Annotated in this window: 20 protein-coding genes; 6 read left to right on the top strand and 14 right to left on the bottom strand. The window is 38.1% G+C overall.

Annotated features, from left to right (window positions below; translation table 11 throughout):
* Positions 1-16: 16 nt before the first annotated feature.
* On the top strand, positions 17-1,198 hold the full coding sequence (locus tag Q8S11_RS07240; RefSeq protein WP_305661418.1) for an NADH-quinone oxidoreductase subunit D: 1,182 nt from the start codon (positions 17-19) through the stop codon (positions 1,196-1,198).
* Between the two features lie 60 nt (positions 1,199-1,258).
* On the opposite strand, the gene Q8S11_RS07235 is transcribed toward Q8S11_RS07240, so the two are convergent.
* Positions 1,259-2,350 (bottom strand): S1C family serine protease, encoded by a 1,092-nt coding sequence (locus Q8S11_RS07235; RefSeq protein ID WP_305661417.1) that lies wholly within the window; start codon positions 2,348-2,350, stop codon positions 1,259-1,261.
* A 10-nt stretch (positions 2,351-2,360) separates the two neighbouring features.
* Positions 2,361-2,927: an RNA polymerase sigma factor gene (locus Q8S11_RS07230; RefSeq protein ID WP_305661416.1), complete on the bottom strand. Its 567-nt coding sequence runs from the start codon at positions 2,925-2,927 to the stop codon at positions 2,361-2,363.
* A 137-nt stretch (positions 2,928-3,064) separates the two neighbouring features.
* Between Q8S11_RS07230 and Q8S11_RS07225 the strand changes: the two genes are divergently transcribed.
* Entirely contained in the window at positions 3,065-3,229 is a 165-nt protein-coding gene (locus Q8S11_RS07225; protein WP_305661415.1) for a hypothetical protein, read from the top strand.
* A 133-nt stretch (positions 3,230-3,362) separates the two neighbouring features.
* On the opposite strand, the gene Q8S11_RS07220 is transcribed toward Q8S11_RS07225, so the two are convergent.
* The 5 genes from Q8S11_RS07220 to Q8S11_RS07200 all read right to left on the bottom strand — a co-directional run bounded on the left by Q8S11_RS07220 (position 3,363) and on the right by Q8S11_RS07200 (position 10,412).
* Positions 3,363-3,659 carry a hypothetical protein gene (locus Q8S11_RS07220; protein WP_305661414.1) on the bottom strand — a complete coding sequence of 99 codons (297 nt, stop codon included), beginning with the start codon at positions 3,657-3,659 and terminating at the stop codon, positions 3,363-3,365.
* Positions 3,660-3,769: 110 nt separating this feature from the next.
* Positions 3,770-7,156 carry an efflux RND transporter permease subunit gene (locus Q8S11_RS07215; protein WP_305661413.1) on the bottom strand — a complete coding sequence of 1,129 codons (3,387 nt, stop codon included), beginning with the start codon at positions 7,154-7,156 and terminating at the stop codon, positions 3,770-3,772.
* 42 nt (positions 7,157-7,198) lie between these two features.
* Complete coding sequence (locus Q8S11_RS07210) at positions 7,199-8,293, bottom strand: efflux RND transporter periplasmic adaptor subunit (protein WP_305661412.1); 1,095 nt, start codon at positions 8,291-8,293, stop codon at positions 7,199-7,201.
* A gap of 93 nt (positions 8,294-8,386) precedes the next feature.
* Positions 8,387-9,724: a TolC family protein gene (locus Q8S11_RS07205; protein WP_305661411.1), complete on the bottom strand. Its 1,338-nt coding sequence runs from the start codon at positions 9,722-9,724 to the stop codon at positions 8,387-8,389.
* Between the two features lie 7 nt (positions 9,725-9,731).
* Positions 9,732-10,412 carry a TetR/AcrR family transcriptional regulator gene (locus tag Q8S11_RS07200; protein ID WP_305661410.1) on the bottom strand — a complete coding sequence of 227 codons (681 nt, stop codon included), beginning with the start codon at positions 10,410-10,412 and terminating at the stop codon, positions 9,732-9,734.
* Positions 10,413-10,590: 178 nt separating this feature from the next.
* Between Q8S11_RS07200 and purB the strand changes: the two genes are divergently transcribed.
* Together purB and Q8S11_RS07190 are read left to right on the top strand one after the other, a co-directional pair.
* On the top strand, positions 10,591-11,955 hold the full coding sequence (purB, locus tag Q8S11_RS07195) for an adenylosuccinate lyase (protein ID WP_305661409.1): 1,365 nt from the start codon (positions 10,591-10,593) through the stop codon (positions 11,953-11,955).
* A gap of 59 nt (positions 11,956-12,014) precedes the next feature.
* Positions 12,015-12,578 (top strand): NifU family protein, encoded by a 564-nt coding sequence (locus tag Q8S11_RS07190; protein ID WP_305661408.1) that lies wholly within the window; start codon positions 12,015-12,017, stop codon positions 12,576-12,578.
* 98 nt (positions 12,579-12,676) lie between these two features.
* On the opposite strand, the gene Q8S11_RS07185 is transcribed toward Q8S11_RS07190, so the two are convergent.
* The 6 genes from Q8S11_RS07185 to Q8S11_RS07160 all read right to left on the bottom strand — a co-directional run bounded on the left by Q8S11_RS07185 (position 12,677) and on the right by Q8S11_RS07160 (position 17,838).
* Positions 12,677-13,144, bottom strand: coding sequence for a heme-binding domain-containing protein (locus Q8S11_RS07185; protein ID WP_305661407.1), 468 nt, complete (start codon positions 13,142-13,144; stop codon positions 12,677-12,679).
* A gap of 67 nt (positions 13,145-13,211) precedes the next feature.
* Positions 13,212-14,018, bottom strand: a complete 807-nt coding sequence (locus Q8S11_RS07180; protein WP_305661406.1) for an inositol monophosphatase family protein — start codon at positions 14,016-14,018, stop codon at positions 13,212-13,214.
* Between the two features lie 3 nt (positions 14,019-14,021).
* A complete protein-coding gene (locus Q8S11_RS07175; protein ID WP_305661405.1) occupies positions 14,022-15,191 on the bottom strand; it encodes a prolipoprotein diacylglyceryl transferase in 1,170 nt (389 codons plus the stop codon).
* Positions 15,192-15,287: 96 nt separating this feature from the next.
* A complete protein-coding gene (mtaB, locus tag Q8S11_RS07170; protein WP_305661404.1) occupies positions 15,288-16,607 on the bottom strand; it encodes a tRNA (N(6)-L-threonylcarbamoyladenosine(37)-C(2))-methylthiotransferase MtaB in 1,320 nt (439 codons plus the stop codon).
* 152 nt (positions 16,608-16,759) lie between these two features.
* The gene (locus Q8S11_RS07165; protein ID WP_305661403.1) at positions 16,760-17,323 is read right to left on the bottom strand and encodes a UbiX family flavin prenyltransferase; all 564 of its coding nucleotides are present in this window, start codon (positions 17,321-17,323) and stop codon (positions 16,760-16,762) included.
* 188 nt (positions 17,324-17,511) lie between these two features.
* Entirely contained in the window at positions 17,512-17,838 is a 327-nt protein-coding gene (locus Q8S11_RS07160; protein ID WP_305661402.1) for a hypothetical protein, read from the bottom strand.
* Between the two features lie 229 nt (positions 17,839-18,067).
* On the opposite strand from Q8S11_RS07160, the gene Q8S11_RS07155 reads away from it, so the two are divergent.
* Together Q8S11_RS07155 and Q8S11_RS07150 are read left to right on the top strand one after the other, a co-directional pair.
* Complete coding sequence (locus Q8S11_RS07155) at positions 18,068-19,171, top strand: sensor histidine kinase (RefSeq protein ID WP_305661401.1); 1,104 nt, start codon at positions 18,068-18,070, stop codon at positions 19,169-19,171.
* Positions 19,168-19,887, top strand: a complete 720-nt coding sequence (locus tag Q8S11_RS07150) for a LytTR family DNA-binding domain-containing protein (RefSeq protein ID WP_305661400.1) — start codon at positions 19,168-19,170, stop codon at positions 19,885-19,887. Before Q8S11_RS07155 ends, Q8S11_RS07150 begins: the two co-directional genes overlap by 4 nt.
* Before the next feature lie 44 nt (positions 19,888-19,931).
* On the opposite strand, the gene Q8S11_RS07145 is transcribed toward Q8S11_RS07150, so the two are convergent.
* Positions 19,932-20,663, bottom strand: coding sequence for a ThuA domain-containing protein (locus Q8S11_RS07145; RefSeq protein ID WP_305661399.1), 732 nt, complete (start codon positions 20,661-20,663; stop codon positions 19,932-19,934).
* Positions 20,664-20,877 lie beyond the last annotated feature (214 nt).

Here is a 20,877-nt window from a genome sequence, read left to right as displayed (position 1 = left end):
ATCATAAAATTGCATCATGCAGGTTAGTAAAACCAGATATGCCCAATTGACTGAAGGCCTAAAGCCTGAAGAGATGCTGATCAATATGGGTCCACAGCATCCTTCCACACATGGTGTATTAAGGCTTGAACTCATCACCGATGGGGAGATTGTAAACGAAGTGATCCCTCATATGGGTTATTTGCACAGGTGTTTTGAAAAGCATTGCGAAAACCTTACTTATCAGCAGATCATCCCTTTTGTAGATCGTATGGACTATCTGGCTTCCATGAATAACGATCATGCATTTGTTATGGGTGTTGAACGTATGATGGGTATTGACAAGGATATTCCAAAAAGAATCGAATATATCCGGGTTCTGGTTTGTGAGTTGAACCGCATTAGTTCACATCTCATAGCCATCGGAACCTATGGAATTGATATTGGCGCCTATACTCCATTTCTGTGGTGTTTTCGTGATCGTGAGCATATCATGAATATGCTGGAATGGGCTTCCGGTTCTAGAATGCTATATAATTATATTTGGGTCGGCGGACTTTTCTATGATCTGCCTGTTGGATTCGAAGAACGTTGCCGTGAATTTATTGGGTATTTCAAGCCAAAACTGACTGAACTAAATCAGTTACTTACAGACAATCAAATATTTATTGGAAGAACGGCAGGGATTGGGGTACTTCCACTTGATGTAGCCATTAATTATGGTTGCTCAGGTCCTATGCTCAGGGGTTCAGGATTGAAATGGGATCTAAGGCGTGTAGATGAATATTCTGTCTATCCTGAACTTGAGTTTGAAATTCCTGTCGGGAGTGGTGAAATGGGCAAGACCGGTGATTGCTGGGACCGGTATAAAATACGGACAGATGAGATTGCAGAGTCTATTCGCATTATTGAACAATGCCTTGACAGATTACAAAAAGAATTAAAGCGAAGTCCTGAATTTGACCCCAGAGCCAAACTTCCAAAAAAGATAATACCCAAAGAGCAGGATTTTTATATTCGCGCTGAAAATCCAAAAGGTGAACTGGGATATTATTTTATATGCGATGGGAAAACTGAAATCCCAAAACGGGTCAAAGCAAGAGCACCCAGTTTTAATAACCTATCTGTCCTCCCAGAGATATCCAGAGGCGTATTAATTGCCGATCTGGTCGCTATACTCGGATCAATTGATATTGTACTTGGTGAGGTAGACCGCTAAACTATAAAAGGCTGAAAGAATCATAATTCAATCAGCCTTTATAAACACAAAACAAAATATTTAGTAAACCTTAACCATATAGATATATGGTTCCAGTTTTTTGAACTGATCTTTACGGCTTAAACCGGCCAATGTATTCCGTTTATTTACAACAAGTTTTTCGTTCAAAGAATCCTGTGGAATTGCTTCTATAGATTTAAGAATAAAAGAGGATTTTATTGCGAATGCTGCACCATCCAATAATGCTTGCTTTCCATTTATAATCCCAATGACATTTCCACGATTATCGAGTAAAGGGCCACCGCTGTTCCCCGGATTTACCGGAATTGAAACCTGATAAGCAACTGTATCACCTGCATAACCATTTTTTGCACTGACATATCCTTTTCCTAAAACCTGCTCATCTCTTGGGAATCCAATGGTAAATACATCTTCTCCAACATCTGAAGCAGCCTTTTTAAAGGCATAAGGCAAGCTTGCCAGCTTCTCAAAACCTGGATCTGTTATTTGGAGTACTGCCAGATCATAAGCCGGATCAATATAGATTAATTTCACCTTAAAGGATTCACCATCAGAATTTTGAACATATACTGAGTCGGCCCCTTTAACAACATGGAAATTTGTAACTAAATAGCCATTGGATGATAATGCAAAACCTGTACCTCCAAATACTCCCGGATCTGCAGGACCTTTAGCAGGTTTATCATTAATGTTTTTAATCAAGGCATTCTGGGAACGTTTGATACTGTTAATTTCCCGACGCAAGAGATTAACATTAGTAGAGAGGGACTTCGAAAAATAACCGGTTGAAATCAAGGTCGCGGAGACTGCTATAAAAGCAACAGAGGCTGCAATAGCGGTATTAATCCGATACTTTTTCCATAAGCGCATCACTTTGGGTGCTTCAGGAGCAACCTTATCCCTAATTGCCTGAATATCCAATGATTCGTGAATTGTATTCATGTCAGATGAAAGCTTTACCCGGCTTCCATATTCCGATAAATTCAATAAGAAGTTTTGATGCTCCACGACCTTCATATCAAAGGATGGATCACTTTTTCTCAATTGCTCAAAATCAGACAGGGCAGATCCTTCCAGTTCTCCCCTAAAATAAGCATCAATAAAATTTGTCAATTCCAAATCACTTTTCATCTTCTTCTGTTTAGGTTTGAAAAAATAATTTTTTCAAACGCTGCAGGCATTTATATTTTTGAGTTTTGGCATTATCCGCGTTGGTATAACCAAATTTCTCACAGATCTCCTGCATCGATCTGTTTTGTATGTAATAATCTTCTATAATAGTTTTACAAGGTTCTCCTAATTGCATTAGGGCCGATTCCATTATTGCAAACTGTTTGTCCTTCTCTTCATGCTTCTCTAGGTCCACTTCAACTGCAACAATCTCAGAAAAGTCCTGAAAATTTCTGATAGTCTTGCTTTGCTCATTTAATCGCTTGAGCCATAACCTTCGGCAAACAGAATACAAAAAAGTATTGAGTTTACTGTTTAACTCAAAGTTTCCCCCTTTAACTTTATTGTAAAGAACGATAACCGATTCCTGAAATACATCTTTAGCATCATCTTCATTTCCATTATTCTTAAGTACCAACTGTAGTACCATAGGGAAATAGGAAGTGTATAATCGGCTAAGGGTTTCCTTAGAATCATTCAGTATCCCTAATACAATCTCACTATCTGCTGGAACTGAACTTTTTACCTCTTTTTTCACTATTAATACTATTTATCAGGAATTGTAACCCAATGATAGGAAATTATTTTTTTATTTTTTTTTTGATTAACCAGGGTTACCTTTTTCGCAAACAAGTATTAAGAGTAATTATTTATAAATAAATTAAAACAAAAACAATGAAAAATTCATTCAAATTCGGTTTTTTAGCTTTAGCTATCTCTTTATCAGTTGCTGCTTGTAACTCAAACAAAACTGAAGAAGTTGCTACTGATTCTGTTGCTGTTATGGACACAACTATTGTAGTTGATTCAGTTGCTGTTGATTCAGCTGCTATTCAATAATTAACCTAAAATTACAATTGGCCATCCCGGAATAAATCCAGGATGGCTTTTTTTATTTCTATGGTCTCGGTTAAATTTTATCAGAAACCTGATTTAAAGCTATTTGCCAATTTCCGGGATCTCAAGAGAATAACTAGTTTTCATCAAGATCGCTATGATCATCCCCTCCCAGACTATAATAATTATTTTCCTCATCCTCCCCGCCTATCAGTTCACTGGCATCATCCAGCTCGGCTCCGGGAACATCAAGGTCTTCATCCAGCCTGGTATCGGATGATTGTTTTTTTTGACCTGTAATTTCAGACTCGTCGAAAGCTACTTTCTTTTCTTTCTGAAATATATCTTCTTCAGTTGGATAAGCCGGATAGCCCGGAAGTTCATCCTTTCCCTGATTAGAATCGGGATTTAGTTTGTTTGGTTTTTTGCTCATTTGGAATTTATTAGAATTAATATTAAAAAAGGCCAAAACACTAAATAGTTTAAACCAAAAAGCGGGCCATACTTAAAATGACCCGCTTCATCACTATTATGAATTCAGAACTAAATTGTTTCGGGTTTCTTCTTAAACCATGCTTTGATGCGTTTAGAGTTTGAATCACCTATTAATAACATACAAGGCACCAGAATCAGGGTCAGGAAGGTTGCAAAACCCAAACCGAATATCATGGTCCATGATAAAGGTCCCCAGAAAGCAACGTTATCTCCACCAAAGTAAAGGTTCGCATCAAATTCGGTGAACAGGGTTACAAAGTCCATATTTAAACCTACAGCAAGGGGAATTAAACCTAACATGGTTGCCGTAGCGGTAAGTAATACCGGAGTCATCCTGGTTCTCCCTGCTTCAATGATCGCATCTTTTACATCCATCCCCTGTTCAATCATTAAATCGGTAAATTCAACAAGCAGAATACCATTTCTGACTACAATACCTGCAAGAGCAATTATACCAACTCCGGACATCACAATTGACATTTCCATTCCGAATATTGTGACACCAAGTAAGACTCCAATAATACTGAATAAGATCTCACTCAGAATGATCAGTGGTTTTGTAATTGAATTGAACTGAGTAACCAGAATAATTAGTATAAGGCCTAATGAAATCAATAATGCTGTGCCGAGAAAGAGCATCGTTTCCTGTTGCTCTTCCTGCTCACCAGCCATATTAACTTCAACACCTGCCGGAGACTTAAACTGATCAATCTCCCGTTGAATATTAGCCACTACCTCATTTGGATTGTATTCACTCAGTACATTTGATGAAAGAATAATGATTCTTTTATCTTGTTTACGTTTTATTCCTCCATAGGTATTCACGTAATCAATAGAAGCAAAAGAAGAAAGTGGCACCTGACGGATAATTCCGCCCATACCCATATCCCGGTAAGTCACTTTCATATTCCGCAAAGCATCCAGATTGTTTCTCTGGCTTTCGTTTGCCCGTAGGTTAATCTCATAATCTTCATTAGCATCACGGAACTTGGAAACTTCCTTTCCAAAAATAGCGGTACGGAGATCCATACCAATTTGTCCTGTTGAAATACCCTCACGGTTAGCACGCTCACGATTAATATCGAATATAATTTCAGGTTTGTTATTTTGAAAATCTGATTTTAACTCCTCAACACCAGCAATCTGACGACTATCGAGGTATTGTTTAAGATTTTCGGATACTTTTACAAGTGAATCCAGATTATCTCCCCTTATCTCAATACTAATCGGTTTAGCTGTTGGCGGACCTGATTGCTCCTGGGCCACAGTGATTTCAGCCCCGGGAATTCCTTTTACTGCCTCCCTGATCCTATCCAGATAGACAGAGGTACTTTCACCTGTTCGTTTACCGTAACTCACAAAAGCAACAGTTACTTTACCCATATTGGTATACTGTCCCTGATCTTCACTCTGAGGGTCTGTCACCCCTATTGTAACATTGGAAAGTATAGAGGATACATCCTTATTATCCCTACCTACGACTTTAGTTACATTTTCTTCTACTTTCTTAACCACTTCATTGGTATACGCCTGATCTGTGCCCACCGGCAATTGAATATAGACATAGACGAAATTGGGATCCGATTTCGGAAAAAATACAATTTTAGGAGACACCACCGAGACCAGTACAAGGGTCAGGAAAAACAATCCAACGGTACCCCACATCATGGCTCGGGGCCATGATAAAGCCCATTTAAGTACTGTTACATATTTATTCTGTGCACGCGGCCAAACATTAGTTTGAAAATTCCGGATAACATTACTCACATAAAAATGGTTCAGAAGATAGAGTAAAGCAATGAAAACCACCAGGTTTCCAATTCCAAAATTTATTAAATAGCCCAGAATAGCAAGTCCCAGGAATATCAGGAGAATCTTTCTGACGCTTTTATCAAACACTGGCTTTTTTGCCGTATGATCTTCAGGCACCATAAAATCTACTGCAAACACCGGGTTAATTATATAGGCAACCACCAGTGAGGCAAGTAAGGTAATAATAAGTGTCATCGGCAGAAAAAACATGAATTCACCTATCACACCTGGCCAGAATAGTAATGGAACAAATGGCGCCAGGGTAGTCAGAGTACCCGAAAGTACCGGCAAGAACACTTCTGCAGCAGCAATTTTAGCTGCTTTTTTAATAGGAACCTTTCCATTATCAAAGATCCGGTGGGTATTTTCAATCACTACAATGGCATCATCAACAACAATTCCAAGCCCCAAAAGGAAAGAGAACAAAACCATCATATTCATCGTAAAACTGAAACCCATTATACTTCCAAGGGCTGGCATAGCCATAAATGCGATAAACATGGATAAGGGTACCGACAAAGCGACGAACAAAGCGTTGGTTATACCCATAAAAAACATCAGGATTACCGTAACCAGAATAAAGCCTATAATAATGGTATTGATCAGGTCATGTAAAGTGATACGGGTTCTGTCTGATTGGTCACCAGTTATTCTTACATCAAGGTTTTTAGGCAATGATTTGGCCTTCATTTCTAAAATGAGGGCATTAATTTTATCAGATGCATCGATCAGATTTTCACCACTCCTTTTCTTAACATTTAAAGTAATAACATTCTTTCCGTATAATCGGGCATAACTTTCCTGTTCCTTAAATGAATCTTTTACTTCAGCAATATCTCTAAGATAGACCGACGAGCCTGTCGGAGTTTTAATAATCAGATTAGATAATTCCTGAGCACTTACAAACTCCTTTTTTACATTCAGCGTCCTGCGAACCCCATCCATTTTTATGGTTCCGCCAGAAATAGTAAGGTTCTCATAACCCACAGCACGTTCAATATCTCCAAATGAAATCTGAGTCGCGGCCATCTTATTCAGGTCTGCATTAATCTGTACTTCCTGTTCAAGGGCTCCGACAATGTCGACACCGGAAATTTCTTTAAGGCTTTCAACCTGATCCTGAACTTCCTCGGCGTATTTTTTAAGACTCTTCAGGTCATAGTCACCAGAAATATTCAGATACATGATCGGCAAATCCGAAAGATTAATATCCATTACATTAGGTTCATTCGGCAGGTCGGACGGAAGATCCTGTCTCGCCTTATCTACAGCATCCTTAACCCTTTGCTTGGCATCTTTGGTTTCAACATTGGTATTAAACTCGGCTGTAATTATAGAAAAATCCTGATAGGAATTGGAAGTGATCCTCTTTAATCCTGAAGCAGACTTCAACTGCTTTTCTATCTGTTTGGTCACCAGATTCTCCATATTGGCAGGAGATGTTCCCGGATAAACAGTTTGAATAAATATTTTAGGTATTACTACTTCAGGAAAATTCTCCTTTGGCAATCCTAAATATGAAAAATATCCAATTACAGAAATGATAACGGTAAGCACATAAATGGCTGTCCTGTTTTCAATTGCCCAACTGGATGGTTTAAATTCTTTGTTAATGTCTTCCATCTTATTTTAAATTATGATGTTGTCTCTATCAGGTGAATACAATTAATTTGCTTTAACTATATCTCCCGGACTTAAACCATTGGTACCTGCAATGATAACCTTGTCTCCTACTTTAAGACCGGAAATAATTTCAGCCTGTCCTTCAGAAATTTTACCTGCCTGTACATTTACGCGCTTTGCTTTACCACCTTCTTCAACAAAGACATAATCACCATTCTCGGCCTTCTGGACAGCATTTACCGGGATTACTAAGGCCTTAAGGTTTTGGTAATCAATTATTTTGAGAATGGAAAGCATATTAGGTCGATATCTACTATTTGAGGGCAGATTGATTTCAACGGTAAAACTCCTCGACACCGGATCAATAGTCTTGGATGCGAAAGAGATTTTTGTTGAAACTGTATCCGGGACATCAGGCAATATTACCTGAACATTATCTCCCTGATTAACCCGGCTGGCATAAGATTCTGCAACCAAAGCCTTTGCCTTTAATTTGCTGGCATTTACTACCCGGATTCCTGACATTCCCGGTGAAACTGCTTGTCCCACTTTTAAATCCATCGCATCGATAGTTCCTGAAATAGGAGATTTGATTTTAAACATAGAAACTTGTGTCTTTAGGGTTTCTATTCGGCGCTGAGCTGCATCCCGCTGTGTTTTTGCATTTAAAAACTGGACTTCTGTGCCAATTTTCTGATCCCAGAGACTCTTTTGACGCTCATAAAGAGTTGTTGCAAGGTCGAGTTGGGTTTCAAGTTCAGAAATATTCTGGCGCAAAACCTGATCATCTATTTGGGCCAGTACCTGCCCTGTTTTCACATTTTGTCCTATAACTGCATAAACCGCAGTTACAATACCCTGAGCCTGTGGGTTTACCTGAACATTCTCTTCTGCATCAATTTTGCCCTGAACTTCCAAATAGTTTTTGAATGAAGTTTCTTTCAATTCCAAAACAGAAACATCTTTCACGTCCCCGGCAGTAGAAACACTTCCAACTTCAGCTTCAAGCTTCTCGATTTTTGAATTTAATACTGCACGCTCCTTCTTCAAGGCCTCAAGCTCAGATTTTTTATCAGTAGGTTTTCCTCCGCATGACGCGAGAAAAATAACAGTAGAGATCAATATTATCCTTTTCATTTGTGTTATTTTTGAGTTTTTTAATGTTCCGCTCTGAGCGGATAGTTTTTAGTTTTTTATGCCAATAAGCTGGCCGGTAATGTTTTTAATCTTTTAATAAACTATCTTCCCTAATGCCTTATCCATATTTACCTTGTTGATCAAAAGATCATAAAGTGCATTGATATAATTGTTTTGTGCTTCCTTAAGAGAAGTTTCAGCTGATGTAACTTCAATACTTGAACCAACCCCCTGTTCGTATTTAATTTTTGTAACCCTTAATACTTCCTGAGCGAGTTCCATATTACGGTTTTGATTTTCAAGGGACTTAAGACCATTCCGGTAAGTAGTCTGAGCCTGTTCAACCTCAAGACTGATCCCATTTCTGAGGTTGATGAGATTGTTCTGAGTTTTCAGGATTTCCAGCTTTGCATTACGAACCTGATATAGTTTAATCCCTCCTGAAAGGATAGGAACAGCCAGACGAAAACCAATAACCGTTGTTGGGAAGCTTCTGTCGAACAAAGTGTTAAAATTATTGGACTGCAAACTTTGTGAAGTACTTCCAAATGCCGAAAGTGATGGCAAGAACTGACTTTTGTATCGCTTTAAATCAAGTTCATTCAATTTTTTCTGTGTTTCGAGCAAGGAGTATTCTATTCTGTTTTTGTATGCGTCTTCATCATAAACGTCCATAGATTGAACCACCTGAAGACCCGCTATTGAATCTTTTAAAGTCAACTTACTTTGGATACTCATCCCCATCTGAAACTTCAACAGATTTACATTAAACTCCAGAAGCCTGATTACATTTTCACGTTCAGTTTCAAGGTTGTTGTTAAGTACGGTTAGGCGATCAACATCAATTTTCTCGACAAAACCATTGGCATACAGGGCTTTTGTGTCATTCAATGATTTTTTTAAACGAAGTAAATTGGCATCCAGAAGACTCAGTTGCTCATTACTTACCAGTACTGAGTAATAGGCTTTGCTTACCGCAACTGCTGTTTCAATGCGGCTCCTTGTCAGGCTCTTGTTAGACAATTCCCTATAAGTCTTAGAGGCCTGTAAGCCTACAAGATAGGTTCCGTCGAACAATAACTGATTGACTTCAAGTCCGAATGCCGATTGATATTTAACACCAAACTGAACCGGAACCTGTGTGCCTGGCTGGCCGAAAAACTCACCTGGTAATAAATTGGTAGGCACTTTAAGGAAATCATTAAAATTTAAATTTCCGCTCACCTGAGGCAAACCAATTCCGATGGTCTGCTTTACCGTATTTGCAGCAATTTCTTCATCAATTTTAGCGTTCTGAATAGCGCTCTGATTTCTCTGTGCATATTCTATAGCCTCCTGCAGATTAAAATGAGCTACAGTATCTGTTAATTGTGCCCTGGCATGTAAAGCGCTAAACAGAAAAAGGATTAGGGTTAAGTATTTGTACTTCATAGTTAGTTTATTCTTCTTCAATTATTTCTTTGTATTTATTAATTAGTTTATGTCCTTTTAAGGTGCATATCCCATATAAAAAGTGCTCTGTCAATTCTGACATTACCTGAACAAGTCCATATTTACCATTGGTATAAGCAGAATTCCCACTGAAGATCAGATCGATTTGTTCTAATCTCATCTGTGTCAGAATATCCGGTTTGATATCTTCCCGGTAATAACCCTCCTTAATCCCACGTAACAAATTATCATAAATGGTTGTATAAAGATGCTTTTCCCTGAACTCTTTAAAATATAACCAAGCCTTAGGATGATATTTTTGAAGATCATAGAACAAAGTCGGGTTGATATTAGATAAGACTTCCTTCATATTTGTTACAGCAAAAAACACCTCATGAACAGCATTTTCTGCAGCATCGATATTCTCTTTGATCAGACATTTCTGACAATTCAGTTTGATATCTATAACTATATTTACAATCTCATTTTTATCACAAAAATGAGTGTAAATAGTCTTTTTTGACATTCCCAGATGCCTGGCAATATCATCCATCGTAACACTTTTAAAACCATACTGGCAGAAAAGCTTATCCGACTCAGAAATGATATACTCTCTTACTTCCAATCCCATCCTTTTTTGATTCGGCGGTAAAACTATGGAAACATTTATAAATTCCAAAGTTTCCATAAAAAATATTTAAATTTAATGAGATCGGAGGTCGGAAGTCGGAAGCCTGAGGTCGGAAGTCATACCTCATACCTCATACCTCAGATCTCATACCTCAGATCTCATACCACAGACCTCAGACCTCATACGCTAACCTCAGACAATAAATAAAAATCGTAACTTCGCAAAAAATCTCGATATGAACTTTTCTCCATTATCTACCATTTCTCCGATAGATGGACGCTATCATAATTCTACTAAAGAATTATCTGATTTCTTTTCTGAAGCTGCTTTAATCAAGTTTAGGGTTTATGTAGAAGTGGAGTATTTTATCTCATTGTGCGAGTTGCCCTTACCACAATTAAAAAAATTCGATAAAAGTAAGTTCGAAGTGTTGAGATCTGTTTATTTAAATTTTACTGAAGCCGATGCCAGGGCGGTTAAAGAAATAGAAAAAACAACCAACCATGATGTAAAAGCGGTGGAATATTTCATAAAAGACAAGTTTAATGAAACAGGTTTAAATGAGTTTAAAGAATTTATTCATTTCGGCCTGACTTCTCAGGATATTAATAATACCGCAATACCTCATTCATTTAAACTTTCTGTGCAATCATCCTATCTCCCTGCACTAAACGAGTTATTGGATCATTTAAAGGCTAGAGTTTCAGAGTGGTCTGACATACCTATGCTTGCTCATACCCATGGTCAGCCGGCATCTCCAACCCTTCTGGGAAAGGAACTGCAGGTCTTCGTTGAGCGGATTGAAACCCAGGTAGAGCAATTGAAATCGATCCCATTTTCCGCTAAATTCGGTGGAGCAACTGGAAATTTTAATGCGCACCATGTCGCCTACCCTGATATTGACTGGACAGATTTTGCAAATAAGTTTGTGAATGATCGCTTGAAATTAAACCGTTCTCAGTATACAACGCAAATCGAGCATTACGATAATTTTGCGGCGCATTGTGATGCCCTTAAGCGAATAAACAGTATTTTGATAGATCTGAACAGAGACATCTGGTCTTATATTTCAATGAATTACTTTAAGCAACAGATCAAAGCAGGAGAAGTAGGTTCATCTGCAATGCCCCATAAGGTAAATCCTATCGATTTTGAAAATTCTGAAGGTAACCTGGGGCTGGCAAATGCAGTATTTGAGCATTTAGCAGCAAAACTCCCTGTTTCCAGGCTTCAGCGGGATCTAACTGACTCTACCGTTCTCAGAAATATTGGAGTACCAGTCGCGCATACCCTGATTGCAATAAAATCAACCCTGAGAGGATTTAAAAAGTTATTACTCAATGAAGCTAGTATTCAGGCTGATCTCGAATCAAACTGGGCAGTCGTTGCTGAAGCAATACAAACCATTTTGCGTCGCGAAGCTTATCCTAATCCATATGAGGCCTTAAAAGACCTTACCCGGACCAATCAGCAAATTAATAAAGACACCATTGCTGAATTTGTTGACAAACTTGACATATCAGATGAAGTTAAACAAGAATTGAAGGCTATTTCTCCCTCTAATTATACTGGAATACAAGCAGTCATTCATGTGTCATAACTTCAATTCAGAAGTTCAGTAATTTAAAAATTAGTAAATTTGTATATAAATACATGAATATGAGCACTGCAACTTCAACAACAAACGTATATACTGAAATTACTCCAAATCCTGCTACCCGTAAGTTTCTGGTTAATAAATTACTTACCAATAATAGTATTGACTTTCCAAATAGGGAAAGTGCAGAGAAATCACATTTTGCACGCGAGCTTTTTAAATTCAATTTCGTTACGGGTGTATTTTTTGCTAGTAATTTCGTAACGATCACTAAAGCTGAAACTGCCGACTGGCAGGATATTGAGCCAATATTAAAAGAATTTGTAAAAGGAGCCGTTGAATCTGAACTTAATATCGTTGAGAAGGAAGAAGCTCTTGCGAGTTTTGAAGGTTCAGAAACTGAAATAAAAATACAACAGATATTACATGATTATGTTCGTCCGGCAGTTGAGCAGGATGGCGGTGCAATCAGTTACAGATCATTTAAAGAAGGTATAGTTACTGTTGAGTTACGTGGTTCGTGCAGTGGATGCCCTTCATCAACAATTACACTTAAATCAGGTATTGAGAACCTTTTAAAACGTATGGTTCCTGAAGTAACTGAGGTAGTTTCGGAAGCTCTATAAATAATAATATTTCCTAAATGAAATCCCCTCTTCGGATATGATCTGAAGAGGGGATTTTCAGTTTTCTGTTGTCTGAGGTCTGAGGTCTGATATCTAAATCACTTGATGTTGGGCTGAATCAGGGCTCTAACTTCTTCTGCCCATTTGGATAATTCATCACGCTGCACATCAGATAATCTGGCATCACCATGTATCAGAGTATAAGACTTAAGTGGCATCTCCTCTTCTTTAATCATTTCAACAAGTTCCTCCAACTTATGGTCTCCTTTTTTAGGGGAATAGCTCGCAAATTCAGAAAAATTCAATTCAGATTTACCTTCATTAACGTGATCAGCAAGCCACCAGGCCACCGGCTGTATTTCGGCATACCAGGGATATACCGTATTGTTGGAATGACAATCATAGCACGAAGTATGAATGAGTTGTTTCGTATTCTCAGATGCCTGATAATGAGCAAAAATATCATTTGGACTTTCGGCAATCGACTGATTCTTTTCAGGCCTGAAGAATTGAATAATTATAAATATCGCTAAAAGGACAATCAGGATTTTTTTTGTCGTTGACATGATGATTAATTTATTAATTGTGACAATGTGAATGGGATAACTCCATTATTAAATACTAAGGATCGTTTTAATCTATATCAAACGAAGTAAATTTATCCTCTAATATAAAAAGTAATTCAGCAGAGATCAATCCATTGGTTGCCACCATTTCTCTTTTTTCAATACTATCATTTCCACCTGAAAAATCAAATATTTCACCACCTGCCTCCCTAACCAAAACCATCCCTGCAGCTACATCATACGAATTAAGATTAAATTCAAAATAACCATCAAACCTTCCACAGGCTACATAGGCAAGGTCGATGGCAGCAGAACCAATTCTTCTGACCCCATGGCATCGTTGCATTAGTTCCTTTAAAACAGCAAGATAGGCATCAAGTTTTCCAAATTCATAATAAGGAAAACCGGTTGCAAGCAATGTATTTTCAATCGGGGAAGCTTTTGATACCCTGATTCGTTTATTATTGAGGTACGCACCCCCATTTTTCCAGGCTGAAAAACATTCGTCTCTGTTTATCTCATAAACCACTCCCAGAATGAGTTCATTATTACATTGCAGGGCAATACTGATTGAATAAGTAGGAAGCCCGTGTATAAAGTTTGTTGTTCCGTCGAGTGGGTCAATAATCCAATCGTATTTCTCACCGGTAATGGTGGCGGTTTTTTCTTCCGTTACAAATCCGGCTTCAGGAAGCAAAGCCTTCAGGCCTTTAACAATACTTATTTCTGCGGTTTTATCAACATAGGAAACCATATCATGAAGGCCCTTGTACTCGACACGTTCAAGCTCGAAGACCAGAGCCTCCCTTCTGATAAATTCACCAACTTCTTTGGATAAGGCTATTACACCAGCTGTGAGTTTTGGAAGATCCATGGGTCAGGATTTTATTGGCAATGAATATTTGTCAGCATTCTTTAAGGACCAGAATATACCGGCAATACCCAACAAAATCAGAATGGTAGATATCATCTCGGCCTGAGTAAAAGCAAGACCAAAGGCATGGTATTCAGAATTTACACGTATAGTTTCAATAAGGAAACGTTCCAGTCCGTTAAATATCAGGTAAAATGACCACATGAGCCCAGCTATTTTAATTTTATGCCTGAATCCCCATAAAAGTGCAAATATGAACAGACCCATAACTACTTCATAGAATGGTGTAGGGAAGACTGGAAAAGGAAGTTCATTACAAAAAGGGCCGGTACAACCGGGTATTGGAACACCGCTGTTAACCACATTATGAGGATATTTAAAGGCCCAAACCCAATCAGGAGCCCAGCTTAACCAGGATGGTTTTGGGGCAAGGTTTTCTATCCCCCAATCGCCATCACCCGACAGATGACATCCAATACGCCCAACCGCATAGGCTAGCATCATTCCCGGACCGGCGATATCCAGCATGTGAATCCATTTGATACCATACTTATTGGCATGATAAATCACCGCAGCCCCGCCCATAATCAAACCTCCATAAAAGGTTAAACCACTAAAGGACAATAGTCCGCCGATCGGATCCTGAATAAAATCATCCCAGTACTCCAGATTATGGAATATTTTAGCGCCAAGGAAACCCCATATGGCTGCCCACATCAGCAATGTACCCATGATCTGATATGGATGAACCAGTTCTTTGACAATTTTTGGCTGAGTCAGCTGCTCCTTTTTCTTTTCTGTATAAGCCCAGTAGATGAATAAACCAGCCAATAACAATCCTCCAAGAAAACTTCCTCTGGATGATAAAATAAAACTCTGAGGATTGGCAACAAAGGCGGAATAGTTTAATAATCCATCCAGAAGTTTATAACCTACTAAAAACCCAAATATTCCGTTGAATACCAGTTCCTGAGTACTTGCAGGCTCTCCTACCCTGACTTCACGGGTAAAAGGCAGTACAAGTCCGAGTTTTTCCTTTCTTTTAAACTCCTGAGAAAGCGCCCAGTAACCCGCTGCAAAAGCAATAGCAACAAAAAATCCGAAAGTTTGAATTGGTAGCGGTATATTGATACCTGTTAAATATTCAATGAGGTGGGTTATGGTTGGAAACATAGGCTAAATATACAATCTTGTTAGAATTTACAATGTTAATAAAAAGCTAAAGAATTAATACAGGAATAAGAAAACAAGGCCAGAAAGACCGAGTGTTCAATGAACAAAGGATTCTGCCAGTTCAGAAATTTCCATATCACCATCAGCGGCAATACTTTCCAATCTTACCCAGCGCATTTCATTGATCATCAAAGGATCGTATGGCGCTTTCACTTTTACATAATTACGGCTAAATCCATGCATGAAACCATTTTTATGATCCGCCTCAAAAAGCACCTCTGCCATTTTTCCTAACTGGCTTTCATAGAACGCCCGGCGTTTTTTCTCGGAAAGGATATGCAGCATTTTACTCCTGTCGGCTCTTTGTGAACCGGGAACAGAACCCCTCATCTTAACTGCATCTGTATTTTCACGTTCTGAATAAGTAAATACGTGTAAATAGGAAACATCAAGCCCGTTAAGAAAGTTATAGGTTTCAATAAAATCATCTCTGGTTTCACCGGGAAATCCGACAATAACATCAACCCCGATACAACAATCGGGCATTAGTCTTTTTATTTCCTGAATCCGGTCGGCATATAATTCGCGTTTGTATCGTCTGCGCATCAAACCCAAAATTTTATTACTGCCTGATTGAAGAGGTATATGAAAGTGTGGAACAAATTTACCTGATGAAGAAACAAATTTGATGATCTCATTACTCAACAGATTGGGTTCAATCGAAGAAATCCGTATTCTATCAATTCCCTCAACCTGATCAAGAGCCTTGACCAGATCAAAAAACTTATCCACTCTCTGACCATTTCGAATCCCAAAATCTCCAAGATTCACACCGGTAAGTACAATTTCCTTCACACCCGAGCTGGCAATTTCATTCGCCTGCTGAAAGACATTTTCAATTGTTTCACTTCTGCTCGATCCGCGGGCAAGAGGAATGGTACAGAATGAACAGGTATAATCGCAGCCATCCTGAACCTTAAGAAAGGTACGGGTCCTGTCTCCTATTGAATATGAAGGAATAAAATCTCTTGTTTCGCTAATATCCTGATTGTATACCTGCGTTTTCTCCTGCTTGGTTAAATCGCTGATGTATTCAATAATTCTGAATTTTTCGGCAGCACCGAGCACAATATCAACACCCGGGATTTCAGAAATTTCCTGTGGTTTTAGCTGAGCATAACAACCCACAATGGCGATATAGGCATTTGGGGAATGTTTTAAAGCCTCTTTAACAACTTTGCGGCATTTTTTATCAGCATGATCTGTTACTGAACAAGTGTTGATCAGGTATACATCTGCCTTGTCTGTAAAAGATACAGTATCAAAACCGGCATCATTAAACTGACGCCCGATTGCTGAACTTTCTGAAAAGTTCAGCTTACAACCCAGTGTATAAAATGCAACCTTTTTATTCATATTGAGGTGCAAAGATAAGGATTAGAGAATTGAAAATTGAGAATTGAGAATTGAAAGTACCGGTGATTGTGTAATTAGCAGAATTTAGACTTGCGAATTTACCCAGGCGTCATGCACAATAAATTCGCAAGTCACCTGCTATAATAAAGAGTTTATTTTCCCCACTGATAAGAATCATGATCAAAACCCACTAAATCGATCACCCTGTTAATCACAGTTGCGGCAACTTCTTCAATAGTTTTGGGGAGACTGTAAAAAGATGGAGTTGCCGGACAAATTATCCCACCGGCTTCGGTAACCGTTTTCATATTATTGATGTGGATCAGGCTGTATGGCGTTTCCCTGACCAGCAGGATCAATTTTCGTCTTTCCTTAAGAATAACATCTGCAGAACGGGTAATCAGATCATCCGAAACACCGCTTGCCACACGGCCCAATGTCCCCATAGAGCATGGACAGACAATCATTGTATCAAACCCGGCAGATCCCGAAGCAAAAGGAGCCATGAAATCACGTTTATCATAAAACCTGAAATTATAGGATGAATAGTCCTTATTCCCAAGTTCATGCAACCAGACATCTTTGGCATTATCAGACATGATGATGCCAATTTCAGAAATCTGATCCTGCAGATCTTTTAATTTATCAAATAGAACTTTTGCATAAATTGAACCACTTGCTCCTGTTACTGCAACGACAATCTTCTTCTTATTCATTGGTATTTTTAAGATAAATCACACCAATAAAGGTGTCCGATCAATTTGCACTTTTCCGGAGAAAGTATTTCTTTACTCCAATTATCAAATATCCAGACAAATATCAATCAATTTAGCCGTAAAATACTATGAGACACAAGATTCAATGCCCCGGTTCTGCCATAAGGAGGTAAAAAAACAATCAATTTTCAATTATCTCTTTTAAGCTGCCTTAATGATGCCGTTAGACTATCTCGTTCAAGTACTTTCTCATTTACCAGTGCATAATTGAGAGCTTTGTCAAGAGAACGTCTTACCCTCTCTTTCTCTATCCGGACTCTTTTATTTTTAACTTCTTCCTGATAGATCAATTCCTGTCTGGAATTATAGAATTTAATCACCTGATCCTTCGGACTCATGACATTGCTTTCAACCACCCAGGTTCCCTTTGACTTGTCGTTTTTAATTTCCTGAGCTATTGCAACCTGAATGGAACAGAACAGTACTGCTGTTGTAATTATTGTTTTTGCTTTCATCTTTATTAAATTTTATTCAAAATTGTATTCTGTGCGATCTCAAAAAAAGAAATACAGACACAGACATAATGAAGCCATTTAAATAACCTGATATGATGGTTAAAAGCCGTTTATCAAAAAAAACGGTCCAAATACCAGTGCTGGAGGTCGTTTATCGACAGAATTGAGCTTTACATCGATAATCATCCTATCTCATTCTGCAACATTTAATAAAAAAGTATTTTTGGGTATGAATCTCAATCACAGACTTTTAACAAAACCAAAACTCAAGCGGCTTATTGAGCATCTCATATTCTGGATCATTGCACTGGCCTTGCTTACCTTCTATTTTGGTGCGGATAAACCCAATTATCTGATCCCATTAAGAAACAATCTCTTTTACCTGCCTGTACATATTGGCTATTTCTATTTTCTTGCCTATTATTTAATCCCTAAATATTTATACACCCGGAAATATCTCAGGTTTTTCGTATCACTCATCGGTCTTATTCTTGTCACCGGATTTTTTACACGTCTGATTGATATTTTCTTTGTGGATCCATACTTATACAGGATTCAGAAAGAAATGAATATCAAATTCATCTGGGATAAAATGGAAGGTGATTTTTTTGATAAGCTTCAAAAACCTTATTACTATGTCAATGCAATCAAAGGCTCAAACCTGATAATTTGGATTGCATTGAGTATTAAGTTTTTTAAAATGTGGTATGAACGCAGGCAGGCAGCAATGGAAGCCGAACTAAACTTTCTAAAGGGGCAAATCCATCCTCATTTTCTATTCAATACGCTCAATAACCTGTATTCTCTGACTATCCAAATGTCGCCCAAATCTCCATTTATAGTAATGGGATTATCTGATATTCTACGCTACATGCTTTATGAATGTAATACAGATTCAATTGCTTTAAAACGCGAAATAGAACTAATTGAAAGTTATATCGCGCTCGAAAAGATCAGGTATGATAACCGACTTGAATTAAACCTGAGCATAAGCGGCAATGTTGATAATATTGAAATTGCCCCGCTGCTGATGCTACCGCTAGTGGAGAATGCATTTAAACATGGAGTTGGTGAAAAGCTGGGGGATGCCTGGGTCAATATTGATCTGACAATAAAAAGTAACATTTTGAAACTTAAAATATCTAATAGTAAACCGGAAACTTTTTCTGAAAGCAGTGAAAAGAATAAAGGCAATATTGGTCTTGCTAATTTAAAAAAGAGGCTCGAAATTTTATATCCTAATGCTTATGATTTGAAATTATTTGACGAACAGGATATGTTCCTTGCAGTTTTAGAGATTCAGACGGATAAGCATATTGTTTTTTTACGATGAAAATAAGAACAGTGATTGTTGATGATGAGCCTCTTGCCATAGAGGTCATTGAAACCTATCTCAAAAATTTTAGTGATATTGAAATCATTGCAAAATGCGGGGATGGTATACAGGCATTCAATGTTTTACAACAAAAAAAGGCTGATCTGATGTTTCTTGACGTAAAAATGCCCGGACTCAATGGTACTGAACTTTTAAAAAGTCTTAAAAACCCACCAAAAGTAATTTTTACTACTGCTTACCACGACTATGCAGTTGAAGGGTTCGAACTGAATGCATTGGATTATTTGCTTAAACCTGTGTCATTTGACCGCTTCCTGAAAGCCATGGAGAAAGTTTATGAACATTTCGGTTTTACTTCAAGGCAGAATATTCAAACCGGGATTATGCCTGCAAGAAACCAGGATATATTTCTGTATCTCAAGGTTGAAAGAAAAATGGTCAAAGTAGATGTGAAGGATATTTTGTGGATAGAGAGCCAGAAAGATTATATAAAAGTAGTACTCACAGACAGAGAATTAATCTCCAAACAAAAGATCAGCATCTTAGAGGAATTACTCCCGGAGGAGGAGTTCCTGAGAATACACCGTTCCTTTATCATTTCAGTGAATAAGATTGAAAGTTTTAACTCAAGTAAAATTGAGATTGGTAGCAAGGAGTTGCCCATTGGCAGAAATTATAAAAACGATTGCCAAAGACGCTTGAATCAATATTGATATATTTTTTGCTTTCAGCTTTATACTTTAAGCTTTAAGCTTCCCTATCTCTCTCCTCCCATCGCATAACGTATTCCTTCCAGTATATGCTTCAGAAATAAAGGATTCGTATATTTTTCATCAGCATGACCGAGTGCAGTGTAAAATGACCTTCCTCCTTCAAATTTTCGATACCATGCCATAGGATGAAAAGAACCATTGGTTCCTCCTTTATAGGTACTTTCATCAACAGTAATCAATACTTTTATATCATTGCTGATATTCTTAAAATTATAGAGTTCCTCCTTGATATTCCAGCTTTCAGGAAGGTGTCTTGTGGCTCTGTTCTTTCTGTCAATTACATTGAAAGTAGCAAATTGTTGTACGGGGTGGCCGTTAAAAATTGCTCCTACGAGTTTACCGTACCATGGCCAGTTATAGCCCCCGGCCGAGGCGCCATGAATACCCATATAGCCTCCACCATTTCGAATATAAGATTCGAAGGCTCTTTGCTGCAAACTATCCAGCATATCCCCGGAAGTGCTTAAAAACACCACAGCATCATAACTTTTAAGATTATTAATCGTAAATAAGTTTGAATCATTACTGGTGTCGGTCTGAAATTTAAATTCCTGTCCGAGTTTTACTATAGCAGCAATACCTGCGGGAATGGAAGCATGTTTGTAAGCGGCTGTTTTGTAAAATAGCAGGATCTTTTTGGGATGTTTTTGTGCTTTGAGATCAGAGGCAAAGATGCAAGTGAATACCAGTAAAAACATAAGGGTAATTTTATTCATAAATTGATTTTGGAATCACTGTTGTCCGGTAAAAATAAAAAGTTTAAAAATATGCTTTTAAAAAGTATCGTGAACGATTTTATTTCCTGATTTCAAAAAACAAGCCCCGCTGTTAGCACACTCGCTCAATAGGCCCCGCTTTTAAGCGGGGTAAACAAGGAGGATATTCCAGGCTTCAGCCCCAAATAATCCGTTTATACTGGAACACCCGCAT

Source organism: Daejeonella sp. (assembly GCF_030695525.1).
In the GTDB taxonomy this organism is placed as follows: Bacteria; Bacteroidota; Bacteroidia; order Sphingobacteriales; family Sphingobacteriaceae; genus Daejeonella.
Note: the sequence above shows the minus strand (reverse complement) of the source record. Positions and strands in the feature narration are given on the sequence as shown.

Coding starts and splice junctions, on each gene's coding strand:
- Q8S11_RS07240 (WP_305661418.1), top strand. CDS start 17: ATGCAGGTTAGTAAAACCAGATATGCCCAATTGACTGAAGGCCTAAAG.
- Q8S11_RS07235 (WP_305661417.1), bottom strand. CDS start 2,350: ATGAAAAGTGATTTGGAATTGACAAATTTTATTGATGCTTATTTTAGG.
- Q8S11_RS07225 (WP_305661415.1), top strand. CDS start 3,065: ATGAAAAATTCATTCAAATTCGGTTTTTTAGCTTTAGCTATCTCTTTA.
- Q8S11_RS07220 (WP_305661414.1), bottom strand. CDS start 3,659: ATGAGCAAAAAACCAAACAAACTAAATCCCGATTCTAATCAGGGAAAG.
- Q8S11_RS07215 (WP_305661413.1), bottom strand. CDS start 7,156: ATGGAAGACATTAACAAAGAATTTAAACCATCCAGTTGGGCAATTGAA.
- Q8S11_RS07210 (WP_305661412.1), bottom strand. CDS start 8,293: ATGAAAAGGATAATATTGATCTCTACTGTTATTTTTCTCGCGTCATGC.
- Q8S11_RS07205 (WP_305661411.1), bottom strand. CDS start 9,724: ATGAAGTACAAATACTTAACCCTAATCCTTTTTCTGTTTAGCGCTTTA.
- Q8S11_RS07200 (WP_305661410.1), bottom strand. CDS start 10,412: ATGGAAACTTTGGAATTTATAAATGTTTCCATAGTTTTACCGCCGAAT.
- purB (WP_305661409.1), top strand. CDS start 10,591: ATGAACTTTTCTCCATTATCTACCATTTCTCCGATAGATGGACGCTAT.
- Q8S11_RS07190 (WP_305661408.1), top strand. CDS start 12,015: ATGAGCACTGCAACTTCAACAACAAACGTATATACTGAAATTACTCCA.
- Q8S11_RS07185 (WP_305661407.1), bottom strand. CDS start 13,144: ATGTCAACGACAAAAAAAATCCTGATTGTCCTTTTAGCGATATTTATA.
- Q8S11_RS07180 (WP_305661406.1), bottom strand. CDS start 14,018: ATGGATCTTCCAAAACTCACAGCTGGTGTAATAGCCTTATCCAAAGAA.
- Q8S11_RS07175 (WP_305661405.1), bottom strand. CDS start 15,191: ATGTTTCCAACCATAACCCACCTCATTGAATATTTAACAGGTATCAAT.
- mtaB (WP_305661404.1), bottom strand. CDS start 16,607: ATGAATAAAAAGGTTGCATTTTATACACTGGGTTGTAAGCTGAACTTT.
- Q8S11_RS07165 (WP_305661403.1), bottom strand. CDS start 17,323: ATGAATAAGAAGAAGATTGTCGTTGCAGTAACAGGAGCAAGTGGTTCA.
- Q8S11_RS07160 (WP_305661402.1), bottom strand. CDS start 17,838: ATGAAAGCAAAAACAATAATTACAACAGCAGTACTGTTCTGTTCCATT.
- Q8S11_RS07155 (WP_305661401.1), top strand. CDS start 18,068: ATGAATCTCAATCACAGACTTTTAACAAAACCAAAACTCAAGCGGCTT.
- Q8S11_RS07150 (WP_305661400.1), top strand. CDS start 19,168: ATGAAAATAAGAACAGTGATTGTTGATGATGAGCCTCTTGCCATAGAG.
- Q8S11_RS07145 (WP_305661399.1), bottom strand. CDS start 20,663: ATGAATAAAATTACCCTTATGTTTTTACTGGTATTCACTTGCATCTTT.